General features: G+C 48.1%; 7 protein-coding genes. 6 read left to right on the top strand and 1 reads right to left on the bottom strand.

The window, feature by feature from the left end; all coding sequences use genetic code 11:
* Positions 1-3: 3 nt before the first annotated feature.
* On the top strand, positions 4-1086 hold the full coding sequence (locus OQY15_RS04335) for an acyltransferase (protein WP_265788174.1): 1083 nt from the start codon (positions 4-6) through the stop codon (positions 1084-1086).
* Positions 1087-1091: 5 nt separating this feature from the next.
* Here the strand turns inward: OQY15_RS04335 and OQY15_RS04330 are convergent, their stop codons facing one another.
* Positions 1092-3461: a TonB-dependent receptor gene (locus OQY15_RS04330; protein ID WP_265788172.1), complete on the bottom strand. Its 2370-nt coding sequence runs from the start codon at positions 3459-3461 to the stop codon at positions 1092-1094.
* Between the two features lie 109 nt (positions 3462-3570).
* Between OQY15_RS04330 and OQY15_RS04325 the strand changes: the two genes are divergently transcribed.
* From OQY15_RS04325 to OQY15_RS04305, 5 genes are all read left to right on the top strand, one after another.
* Positions 3571-5028 carry a HAMP domain-containing sensor histidine kinase gene (locus tag OQY15_RS04325; protein ID WP_265788170.1) on the top strand — a complete coding sequence of 486 codons (1458 nt, stop codon included), beginning with the start codon at positions 3571-3573 and terminating at the stop codon, positions 5026-5028.
* Positions 5018-5707, top strand: a complete 690-nt coding sequence (locus tag OQY15_RS04320; RefSeq protein ID WP_265788168.1) for a response regulator transcription factor — start codon at positions 5018-5020, stop codon at positions 5705-5707. Before OQY15_RS04325 ends, OQY15_RS04320 begins: the two co-directional genes overlap by 11 nt.
* Positions 5708-5770: 63 nt before the next feature.
* Positions 5771-9001 carry a glycosyl hydrolase gene (locus OQY15_RS04315; protein WP_265788166.1) on the top strand — a complete coding sequence of 1077 codons (3231 nt, stop codon included), beginning with the start codon at positions 5771-5773 and terminating at the stop codon, positions 8999-9001.
* A gap of 97 nt (positions 9002-9098) precedes the next feature.
* A complete protein-coding gene (locus tag OQY15_RS04310) occupies positions 9099-11048 on the top strand; it encodes a beta-N-acetylglucosaminidase domain-containing protein (RefSeq protein ID WP_265788164.1) in 1950 nt (649 codons plus the stop codon).
* A gap of 234 nt (positions 11049-11282) precedes the next feature.
* Entirely contained in the window at positions 11283-12077 is a 795-nt protein-coding gene (locus OQY15_RS04305) for an NIPSNAP family protein (RefSeq protein WP_265788162.1), read from the top strand.
* Positions 12078-12177: the final 100 nt, after the last annotated feature.

Below are 12177 nucleotides of genomic sequence, written 5' to 3'. Positions count from 1 at the left end.
CCCGTGCAGAAAACCAGCCTCGCGACAAAACAACATTTTGAGATACTTGACGGATTACGTGGAGTAGCTGCAATATCTGTGGTGGTTTATCATTTTATGGAGTTTGTGGTGCCCGACTACCACGATAGCTTCATCGCCCATGGCCACCTGGCGGTAGATTTCTTCTTCTGCCTTTCGGGATTTGTGATTGCCTATGCCTATGATCACCGCATCGGACAAATGGGGGTATGGCAGTTCATGAAGTTGAGGCTGATACGTTTGCATCCGCTGGTGATTATTGGATCGCTGATCGGTCTGATCACTTTTGTATATGATCCTTTTATAAATTTATATGCTAAGTATGCAGGAAAAACATTTTTGATGTTTATCGCCTCCTGCCTGCTGATCCCTTTCCCGACAGTAACGGAGCGGTATTTTAACTTCTTTCACCTGAACCCTCCAACCTGGTCGCTCTTCTGGGAATATATTGCCAATATCTTTTATGCATTGATATTATTCAAACTCAGGAGAGGAGCGATGCGGATACTATTAATCGTAGCAGCAGTTCTCCTGTGTTATGAAACTTATCAATCGGGTTATCTTGGCGTAGGCTGGGGCGGAGATAACTTTTGGGGTGGTGGCATCAGGGTGTTTTATTCCTTCCTCGCGGGCATCCTGTTATTCCGCTCAAACTGGGTCCTGAAATCCAGGATCGGGTTTCCGGTCATGTCGCTATTGCTGCTGCTTACTTTTATGGTTCCCTTTGCAGAAAAAACTAACTATTTCGTGGACCCGCTGGTGGTGCTGCTCTACTTTCCCTTCCTGGTAGCCCTGGGTGCAGGCGCCCGTTTAACATCCGGCTGGGAAAGGATATGCAAGTTTTTGGGTGATATTTCTTATCCGCTGTATATGATCCACTATCCCTTTATGTGGATCTGCCTCAGTTTTATAGAGCGCCAGAAACCTTCTCTTCAGACGATGGTCATGGTCATTATTCTTGGAACAGCAGCCTTGGTAGGACTGGCGTACCTGGTCTTGATTTTACTGGATATGCCGCTGAGGAAATTCCTGAAGAGGAAACTTCAGAAAAGCATATCCAGCAAATAAAATCACTACTGTGCGCGTTTCCGCTCTTCCTCACTCGCAGTTGTCCTGCTTCGTGCAGCTTTGAGGTTTTTACCCAGTCGGTAGCTAAGGCTCAGCGTCACACTGCGGCTTTCAACCTGATGAAAGAACCTGCTTTGCTGATCCTGAAAATTAATGCCGACGTTATAGTAATTGGTGTTGAATATATCGCTCACTGCCAGGCGAAGATTGCCTTTACCGGCAAAAATATCGGTTTTGATACCGGCGTCGATAAATGTATTATGACCGCTGCGGTAGATCCCCTGTAAACCCGGGCCATTGTAAACACCGTTGATTTCTGCTTTTAAACCCATATCTGATTTGATGGTGAAGGACTGGTTGAGGACTCCACCGAAGGAAACAAGGCGGTTATCATAACTTCCCGACAGGTAAGCAGACTTTTCGCGCTGCCTATACAGATCTCCCAGAGCATAGATTTCCCAGAAGGAGAGGGGATGGATAGTCGCCGATACTCTTAATCCCGCCATGGCGCTATAGCCCAGGTTGGCATGTGTGCCATAGTAAATTTTCGTTTCGTTGTCCTGAATGTTGATGTTGGTAAACAGGTCCTGCGTTTGCGTATAGTAGGCGGTTAGGTTGTAATTTTGTTTGAAGGTATAACCCAATTCAATACTGTGTACAAAGGAAGGCTGCAGGGCGGGATTGCCGACGTAAATATTGTAGGGGGAAGAAAAACGTTTGGCAGGGTTGAGCCTGTTATATTCCGGTCGGTTGATGCGGTAGGCGTAATTGAGAAGCAGCTCATGCTGATCATTGATTTTGTACTGGCCGAAAAACGTTGGGAAAAGCTTGAAGTAATTTCGCTGGTTTAAGGAATCCAGCGTGATAGAATAACCGCGGGTACGGGTGTGTTCTGCGCGCAAACCAGCCTGCAAGGTCAATTTCCCCAGCGTACGCGTAAGACTGGTATAAGCTGCTGCGGTGCTCTCTTTATAAGTAAAATGGTTACCATTTTCCGGCACTGGCCTCAGCGTACTTTCTACCCTGTCGAAGTAATCGAAAGTATTCTTACTCTCCGTACTGCTGTATTTGATGCCTGAACTGAGGTCCCATACTTTTGCGATCTGGTAAGTATAATCTACCTTACCGGAGTAGATGCTGATGTCCTGTGTGCTGGGGGTGAAGATATGGAACATGCTGGGCGTCTGACTGCCGTCGGGCAGAAAGGAACGGTTATCGGCAAATGCTTCAGAGTTCGTATTGTATGTCGAGTAGTCGGCATCAATATTCAGGTTGCTTTTTCCTGAATCGAGCTTCAGGTTATAATTCAGATTATACGTATACTGATTACCCTGGTTTTTGGAAAAGTTATCCGTGCGCAGCGTAGAATCCAGCTGCTGATTGCTGATTACGCTGGTGAGGCCGCTCCCTGCAGTAGTACCATTGCGGTTATTTCCGCTGAACAACACGCCCAGTACCTGGTTTTCTGACAGTTGATAATCTGCGCCGGCGCGGTAGGTATGGTTGTCTGTTTTGTAGATGTTACGGCTGGGGTTGCTCCAGAAGGAGGTGCCAAAATTGATATAGGTATCGTGATCCTGAAAGTTATGGCGGCGGGCATAACTGTAGCTGCCAAAGATATTCAGCTTGTCTTTTCGGTAATTGAAGGATGTTCCCGCACTGTACCTGCTGTAGGTAGCCTGGGTAAAGGCGCTGTTGAGGCTTAAGTTTAAGCCCTGTTTTTTGGTGCTTTTGCTGATGATGTTGATGACTGAGGCACCTTCGGCATCAAACTGTGCCGGAGGGTTGGAGAACAGCTCGATACGCGCCACCTGATCTGAGGGTAAGCCCTGCAAATAAGCCTGCAGGTCGTCGCCGGAGATTTCCAGTGGTTTCCCATCCATGTAGATCCTGACGTTTTTACGGTTGGCAGTTACTTCGTTGCTGGCAGTAATCTGTACGCCAGGTGTTTTGCTGACTGCCTCCCAGGCGCTGCCTCCGGTGGCGAGGATGCTGTTCTCCACGTTAAAGCTGAGCCTGTCGATCTTACGCTCGATCAGCGGGCGGCGGTAGGAGATAGTCACTTCATTCAGTTGCTTGCTGCTGGCCTGCATCACCAGCAGCAGACTGTCTTTGGGCAACTGTATCTGCATCAGCAGGGGCTCATAACCCACAAGGCTGGCCGACAGCATATAAGTTCCCGCCGCGGGATATTTAAGGTTGAAGTTCCCGAGGTCGGCAAAGGCCGAAGCCACCACTTTCTGGTCGAGGCTCAGTGTTACTGTTACGCCATCCAATGGCTTTCCGGAGGTATCATTAATTTTGCCCTTTACTATGGATTGTGAAAAGGCCAGACAAGGCAAAAATAACAGGAGAATAAATGCGATCGTTTTCATGGTACAAACCTAGCCTGGATTAATGTTATGGCTCGTTAAGCAATGTTAAACAAGGTTAAATCTGCAGGAGGGCTGATCAGCATCCGCTAATTATTAGCAACTTAGTAAGATGAAATGGTTATCAAACCGATACGCTTATCCGCTGGTGGCAATCGCGATTATCGCCAGCATTGGCTTGCAGGCTGCATGGCTGCTGCAGCTCTTTCATGCGCAGCAGGTACAGTTAAAACGCGACCTGGAGCAGGCGCTGAACGATGCTTCGCGCACGAACGATTACCTGAGTGTGGCACGCGGGCACGAAAAGAGTGAGAACTTCCGTAATTTCTTTCTCTCGCCGGAGTGGCTGCAGACAAAGCAGGCTTTTGTCAAGATGCGCAAGCGGCATGTGTCGGCGCGCTTCGAATCAGTGATGAATGATGACAGTACCTTCATTGATATCAGTTTAAGAATACCTGAAAAAAAGGGAGTTCAGAAAAAACGGAAGATCGTAAGGATATTTGATAAAGGTGAATCGCTGGAAACGATACAGGAAGCTGACGAGAGAGACCTGAAGCGTATGGACAGCCTGGTGCAAAAGCAGTTTGAGAAGAATAACCTGAATGTAAGAGGGTATCACCTGCTGCATAACTTTGACACTGGTAAACCCGAAGACATGAAGCTCTGGAAGCAGTCGCAGAAGGCCGATTACCGCAGTGAGCTGTATGCCTATAACATCTACTTTTTCCTGCACAGCTATCAGTATGTGGTACCATCCCTGGATAATGTGGTGATCTACCGCATGCGCTATTACCTGATCTCCTCATTGCTGATGTTGCTGATGACTGGTCTGGCTTTCTACTTCCTCTTCAGGATGATGCGGAGCCAGCGACTGTATACGCATGCCCGACTTGCTTTTACGGGCAACATGACGCATGAACTGAAAACCCCTGTAGCGATTATCGATGCAGCACTGGATGCCATTACGCGCTACCAGCTGGCAAATGAACCCGCAAAGCTGGATGAGTATGTAGGCATCAGTAAAACTGAAATTCAGCGGCTGAACCAGATCATTGATAAGGTGCTGAACCTGGATGAGCTGGATAACGGGGGCATCAGGCTGAGGCCGGAATTGTACGACCTGCAGCAGGGACTGGAGAGTGTGGTTTCTGCAATGCGCCTCGGAAATCCACAGCAGCTGCAGATCAATTATCTGCCCTCTGCAGAACCTTGTTTTGTGGATGGAGACCCGGTGCACCTGACCAGTGTTTTTTATAACCTGATCGACAATGCCATTAAATACAGCGGTAAACCTGCAGTGATTACCGTAACCTGCAGATCAGATGCAAAAAGAGTAAAAATTACCGTGCAGGATGAAGGTCCGGGTATTCCGAAACAATACCAGGAGCGGATATTTGATCGCTTTTTCAGAGTCTCGGATCATCCCGATATCCATAATGTAAAAGGGTCGGGCCTGGGCCTTTATTACGTCCGCCAGATCATAAGCCTGCACAAGGGACATATCAGCGTCCAAAGCAGCAGCAAAGGCAGTATATTTACGATCGACCTACCCGCATACCATGAAATATAAAGTATTGTACGCCGAGGATGAGCCTACACTGGCGCAGATCATTAGTGATGGCCTCAGAAGCAGTGGCTATGAGGTGGAGCTTGCCGCGGATGGTGAGGAAGCACTGCGTTTGTTTGAAACATCGCCCCCGGATATCTGCGTGCTGGATATCATGATGCCGCTGAAAGATGGCTATACTCTGGCGGAAGATATCCGGAAGCAGGACAGTGGTATCCCGATCATTTTTCTCAGTGCCAAATCGCTGGCTGCAGATGTGATCAGGGGTTTTAACAGCGGGGGGAATGATTACATGCGGAAGCCCTTTAATATGGGGGAGCTGCTGGTGCGCATGGAAGCCCTGTTGCAGCGTTTCCAACCGACGGGTGTCAAAAATGACGCTGAAGAGAGCCTGCAGAGGTTTGGCGGCTCTGTGCTGGATCCGGTAAGTCAGCAGCTGAGTACCCCTGTGAATACCTACAAACTCTCTTTCAAGGAGACGGCACTTTTACAGCTCTTGCTGAAACACCGGAATACACTGCTGGCGCGGCAGCTGCCTTTGCTGGAAATATGGGGCGATGATAGTTTTTACAATGCGCGCAGCATGGATGTTTTTATGTCGCACCTGCGGAAAATGCTGAGGGACGACCCGGCCATTGAGCTCATGAGTATCAGGGGCGCAGGATATAAGCTCATATTTTAAGGTTGCGTTTAAGTTATAATGCGCTATATTAAGGGCTTAAAACCAAACAAGCCTTTAAACCTGATGAAGAAAACGCTGTGTCTGCTGTTATGCCTTATCAATGTATCACTGGTATATTCGCAAGCTGCCAAACATAAAGAAAAGCCCTTGCTAAAACCGGAAACGGGTTTTAACCAGATTCCGGATTCTATACAAACGACAGTTTACTGGTACTGGATGTCGGACAATATTTCGAAGGAAGGGGTGGTCAGGGATCTGGAAGCGATGAAGCGCGTGGGCATCAACAGGGCCTTTATCGGCAATATCGGTGGGGAAGGCGTACCCTACGGCAAGGTGAAAATCTTATCTGAAGGTTGGTGGGAGATCATGCATGCTGCACTAAAAACAGCGACCAGGCTGAATATCGAAATCGGTATTTTCAATAGTCCCGGCTGGAGCCAGTCGGGCGGACCATGGGTAAAACCTGCACAGTCCATGCGCTACCTCAGCTCCGCTGAAACTTTTGTCAAAGGACCTTTGAAAATAGATCAGACCCTTGCGCGTCCTCATCAGGAATTTCAGGATGTAAAAGTGATTGCTTATCCGGTTTCGGCAGGTTATCATAAAAGTATCAATTCTTTAAAGCCAGGATTGACTTCCCTGCCTCAAATTTCAGATCTGAACCGCCTGACAGACGATAACGATTCAACGGGGATTTCGCTGGAGGCAAAAAAACCTTTTGTGCTGGACATCAGTACTGCTCAGGATTATACGGTAAACAGTTTGCTGATCAAACCCCTGCGCTCAGCCCTGCATTTCTCGGGAGAGCTGCAGGTAAAGGAGGGTGTAAATTATCGTACAGTGAAGAGCTTCGCTGTAGATCATTCCCGGGCGGAGCTCAATGTAGGTTTCAAACCCTATGGCCCGCTCACAGTATCTATACCAACGACCACTGCAAAGCAGTTCAGGGTTGTTTTTAAGGATATTCAAGGTCCGGCAGTGATTGCTGAAGTAAGGCTGGCATCCACACCTGTGGTAGATGATTATATCGGTAAAACCCTGGCTAAAATGTGGCAGACACCCTTGCCGTACTGGGATGCGTATCAATGGAGCGTGCAGCCGGAACCCGCATCTGCTAGCGGAGTAATAGATCCTGCAAAGGTTCAGGATATCAGCAAGTTCATGAGCCCGGAGGGTAAACTGAAATGGGAGGTGCCGGCGGGCGACTGGATCATTGAACGTTTTGGAATGACGCCGACGGGAGTGACCAATGCACCGGCATCTCCTGAAGGTACCGGTCTGGAAACTGATAAGATGAGTAAGGAGCATATTAAAGCGCATTTTGAGGCTTTCCTGGGGCAGATTATCAAGCGGATACCTGCTGCCGACCGCAAAGCCTGGAAGGTGGTAGTGGCGGACAGCTATGAAACGGGCAGCCAGAACTGGACAGATCGGATGTCGGAGAAATTCAGGTTACAGTACGGTTATGATCCTACACCATACCTGCCGGCGATACAGGGCAGGGTTGTGGGCAGTCAGGATCAGTCCGACCGTTTTCTCTGGGATCTGCGTCGCTTTGTAGCGGATAATGTAGCGTATGAATATGTTGGCGGTCTACGGGAAATCAGTCATCAGCACGGGCTGCATACCTGGCTGGAAGGATATGGGCATTGGGGTTTCCCGGCTGAGTTTCTGCAGTATGGTAGGCAGAGCGATGAAGTGGCGGGCGAGTTCTGGAGCTTCGGCAGTTTGGGAGATATCGAAAACCGGGCAGCCTCTTCTACAGCACATATTTATGGGAAAACCAAAGTTTCTGCGGAGTCGTTCACAGGGGCAGACTCTGCCTATTCACGCTATCCCGCGATGATGAAACAGCGTGCCGACCGCTTTTTTACGGAGGGGATCAACAATACGCTGCTGCACTTATATATACAGCAAGCTTATGAGGATAAAAACCCGGGGGTAAATGCCCCATTCGGGAACGAGTTTAACAGAAAGAATACCTGGTTTTTTGAGATAGATGATTTTCTGGCCTACCTGAAAAGGTGTAACCTGATGTTGCAGCAGGGCAGGTATGTGGCTGATGTAGCTTATTTTATCAGCGAAGATGCACCAAAGATGACCGGTGTGCAGGATCCGGCTTTGCCGAAAGGATATTCTTTTGATTATATTAATGCTGAAGTGATCAAAACGAGGTTAACGGTAAAGGATGGCAGGATTTATCTGCCTGATGGGCTGAGTTATGGTATCCTGGTGCTGCCAAAGCTTTCTACGATCAGACCGGACTTGCTGGCGAAGATCAAAGAACTGGTCAGGCAGGGAGCAGTAGTCCTGGGACCAAGGCCTGAACGTTCGCCAAGTCTGCAGAATTATCGCCATGCGGATGCAGAGGTCGCAGCACTGAGTAAGGAGCTCTGGGGAAATATTGACGGTCAGCGGATTAAAACTAACCGCTATGGAAAGGGAATGGTGATGCAGGGAATGGATTTACAACAGGCATTGGATCTGCTGAAGATAGCGCCGGATATGCTGAGCACTGCGCCGGATTCTGTCTTGTTTATCCACCGGCATACCCAGGATGCGGAGATCTACTTTGTGTCAAACCAAAAGAATATACCTGTGAGTTTTGATGCGAAGTTCCGTGTATCTGGCAAACAGCCCGAACTGTGGGAGCCGCTGTCGGGCACAGCGCGGGATTTACCTTCTTTTGTACAGGGGCAGGAAGTGACAACTGTTCCGCTATCGCTTGAGGCTACCGGTAGTGCATTTGTTGTTTTCAGAAAAAACGGTGTTTCTTCGAAGAATGCTGTCAAAAGCAATTTTCCAAAACCTATCACCTCCGCTGAGATCACAAGCCCCTGGTCGGTCGTTTTTGATAAAGGCGGACCTGCTAAAGCTGTTAAGTTTAATCGTTTGATGGACTGGTCGCAGAGCGATAATGACAGCATCAAGTATTTTTCGGGTTCAGCAGTATACCACAATACTTTTGAAACAGGCAGAAGGGCAGCGCACACGCGTGTGATGCTGAATCTTGGAAATGTAGTTGCCCTGGCCAAAGTGAAGGTCAATGGGAAATCTGTTGGAGGTGTCTGGACGGCGCCTTATACCCTGGATATAACTTCTGCCTTAAAGCCGGGAAAAAACACCCTCGAGATCAAGGTGACCAACACCTGGGTAAACCGTTTGATTGGAGACAGCAAGCTGCCGGCTGCGGAGCGCAAAACTTCTGTGAACAAAAACCCCTATCACCCGCAAAGCCGGCTGATGGTGTCCGGTTTGACTGGCCCGGTTATACTGGAGACGCTTGCTTATTGATCGGGAGCCTGAGTTCGGTTTTTTAAATGCTTTTAGCTGAAGTTTTTGTTTGAATGTACTAACTTACGCGCCGAAACCTAAATATTCTATAAGATCAATGAAAATTTTATCCGGAGGCTTGACCATGCTGATGCTGGGACTAAGCACAACCTTTGCACAATCTGTGCAGCAAAACAACAGCCCGGTATCGCCGGCAACTTTACCTTCAATCTTTCCCGCACCGGTATCTGTAAAGCTTGGCAAGGGCGCAGTGGTATGGGGAAATTCGGCAGTGCTGGTTTTTAGTGCTGACACTGACCCTGAAGCGGTTAAAATCGTACGCAGCTCGCTGAAAATGGCGGGTGTGCAAAATATAACGACAACCACTAAGCTACCTTCAGTATTAGACCGGCCTTACGTAGTGCTGGGAACAGGTAAATCGGCACTGGTACGGACAGCGCTGAAAAGAACTGATGCAGCGCTCGACACACACGCCGAAGGTTATACGATTACAAGTGAGGTAACTGGCGGTGGAGTGCTGATTACACTTGCAGGGAAAGACGCTGATGGGCTGTTTCATGCTACACAGACTTTCCGTCAGCTGGCACAACGCCAGGTGGTTCCGGCTTTAGAGATCCAGGATCATCCGGCAATGCCGATCCGTGGAACAATCGAAGGATTTTACGGCGCCCCCTGGTCGATGACTGACCGTACCAAACACCTGAATTTTCTGGCTACAGTAAAAGCGAATACTTATATATATAGTCCGAAAGATGATCCTTATGCGCGCGACAAATGGCGTGAGGCTTATCCGGCGGCAACTTTAAAAGAGCTGGCGAAGCTGGTGGAAACTTCCAGGATCAACCATATCAACTTTGTATATGCAATTTCTCCAGGACCAACCGTATGTTTCTCTGATCCTGCAGATTTAAAAGCACTGGAACTGAAATTCGATGCGCTGCGCTCGATTGGGGTGCACAGCTTTTATGTGGCGCTCGACGATATTGAATATACCAAATGGAATTGTGAACGCGATAAAGAGACTTTCGGTCCTTCTGGCCCTGAAGCGGCAGGTAATGCGCAGTCCTTCCTGCTAAATGCGCTGCAGGCGAACCTTAAACGCAAAGATCCAACGGCTCCTCCACTGATCATGGTGCCTACAGAATATTATGATGCCAAGGAGAGTCCGTATAAAGCGGCGCTGAGGAAAAAACTTGACCCGCAGATTGTGCTGCAGTGGACGGGTACGGACGTGGTGCCACCGGCGATATCTGTGAGGGATGCCAAAGCGGCGACAAAAGCTTTTGGCCGTAAAACGCTGCTTTGGGATAACTATCCGGTGAATGATTACGGTGAATCTACAGGTCGTCTGCTGATGGCCCCATATGCTAAACGCGAAGCTGGTTTATCGCATGAGCTTTCGGGAATCTTGTCTAACCCGATGAACCAGGAAGCACCAAGCCGCGTAGCTGTAACTGGTGTGGCTGCTTTTGCATGGAACGACAAGGCTTATGACGCGGAACGTGTCTGGCATGCTTCGGCACGTGAGCTGTCTGGTGGTGACGCCCGTACTACAGCTGCATTGCTGACCTTCTTTGATACGCAACGACTGGCACCGACATTTGGAAGTCAGCCATGGCAGGAGCAGGCACCGGTATTAAAAGCAGTGCTGGATCAGGTACGTGATGCAATTGCTTCCGGTGATGTGCAGGCGCGTCGTGAGGCGATTGCCGGACTGATCAAACATGCGGATGAGTTTGCGAATGTGCCTGATATCATCAGGGCTGGTGTGGCAGATTCTTCATTTGCACAGACTTCACAACCATGGCTGGATGCGATGCAGCTTTGGGGCAAAGCCTTTCAGTTGACTGCTGCTGGTCTGAATGCAGCAGATCAGGGAAGTGTAGCAGCTGAGCGTTATTTTGCATCTGCAAAACGTTTTGCTGCTGATGCTACAGCGATACAGACGATCAAGGGTGCCACAAGATTTGGGGGTGCGGTAAAGATCGCTGACGGTGTGCTGGATACTTTTGTTGCCGATGCACCAACGCTGATTGCCGTTGATTAACTGAAATACATCTGATAGCAGCCGTTTTTTGAAAAGAAAACGGCTGTTTTTGTTTCTTATACGGTTTTGCAAAAGATCAAGTTTTAATCGTTTAAAATGTTTAGCTTAGTTAAATGAACAGGAAACACATCGGTAAACTTACAAAATCGCTCAAGACGATTGATACTTTATATTGGTTAGGTGTGATCATTACTATTATTTTCTTTAGTAATTGATACTGATCAACGACCAGATATGAAAAGACGTTCTTTTGTTAAGTCAACCCTGCTGAGCACTGCTGCTGCCGCGATATTACCGCGCTATGCTTTTAGTGAACCTACACCTCAAAAAAATACCCGCATGTACTACGAACTGAGAAGATATATCTTGAAGGATGCTAAACAGCAAAGCCTCGTGGAGAACTATTTTGAAAAAGCGGCGATTCCGGCTTTGAATAAACTGGGCGTAAAAAATATCGGTGTCTTTACGGAGATCAAACCTGCGGGCTTTACGAGTGTAGTTGTGCTCATTCCTTATGCATCTCTCGCTGAATTTGAAAACGTAAATGCTAAACTCGAACAGGACAAAACATATCTTGCAGCAGGAGCTGCCTACCTGAATGCTCCGGCAAATGAGCCGGCCTACGAGCGTATTGAAAGTTCCTTGCTCAAGTCTTTCAAAAACATGCCCGGACTGGAACTTCCGCCGAAGGGCAAACGTATTTTTGAGCTGCGCAGATATGAACATGCTACTGAAGCAGCGGGAGCAAAGAAAAGGGAGATGTTCAATGATGCAGGGGAGATCGCCATTTTTAAGCGTTTAGGTTTTAAACCTGTGTTTTTTGGTGAAACTGTAATAGGGGAGTTCCAGCCTAACCTGATATATATGGTGACTTTCGATGATATGGAAGCGCATGATCAGCATTGGAAAACTTTTATCGCGGATCCTGAATGGAAAAAAGTGAGTGCAAATCCTGACTACGCAGATGCGAAGCTGGTATCCAAAATTACGCCCACCTTTCTTGAACCTGCCCCATATTCACAGATCTAGCCACAACTTATCTTTTCCAGCGGCTTCGTTTTGGTTCAGATCTTACAGGAATCAGTCAGTTAAAAGTATTATCTCTGAGAAAATATTTTTGAGTTCTCTT

This window comes from Pedobacter sp. MC2016-15, from assembly GCF_026239695.1.
GTDB lineage: Bacteria > Bacteroidota > Bacteroidia > Sphingobacteriales > Sphingobacteriaceae > Pedobacter.
The sequence above is the reverse complement of the archived record's forward strand: the minus strand, read 5'-3'. Positions and strand labels throughout refer to the sequence as shown.

What these genes read in the sequence shown, in the direction of transcription:
- OQY15_RS04330 (WP_265788172.1), bottom strand. Translation starts at nt 3,461, where the DNA reads ATGAAAACGATCGCATTTATTCTCCTGTTATTTTTGCCTTGTCTGGCC.
- OQY15_RS04325 (WP_265788170.1), top strand. Translation starts at nt 3,571, where the DNA reads ATGAAATGGTTATCAAACCGATACGCTTATCCGCTGGTGGCAATCGCG.
- OQY15_RS04320 (WP_265788168.1), top strand. Translation starts at nt 5,018, where the DNA reads ATGAAATATAAAGTATTGTACGCCGAGGATGAGCCTACACTGGCGCAG.
- OQY15_RS04315 (WP_265788166.1), top strand. Translation starts at nt 5,771, where the DNA reads ATGAAGAAAACGCTGTGTCTGCTGTTATGCCTTATCAATGTATCACTG.
- OQY15_RS04310 (WP_265788164.1), top strand. Translation starts at nt 9,099, where the DNA reads ATGAAAATTTTATCCGGAGGCTTGACCATGCTGATGCTGGGACTAAGC.
- OQY15_RS04305 (WP_265788162.1), top strand. Translation starts at nt 11,283, where the DNA reads ATGAAAAGACGTTCTTTTGTTAAGTCAACCCTGCTGAGCACTGCTGCT.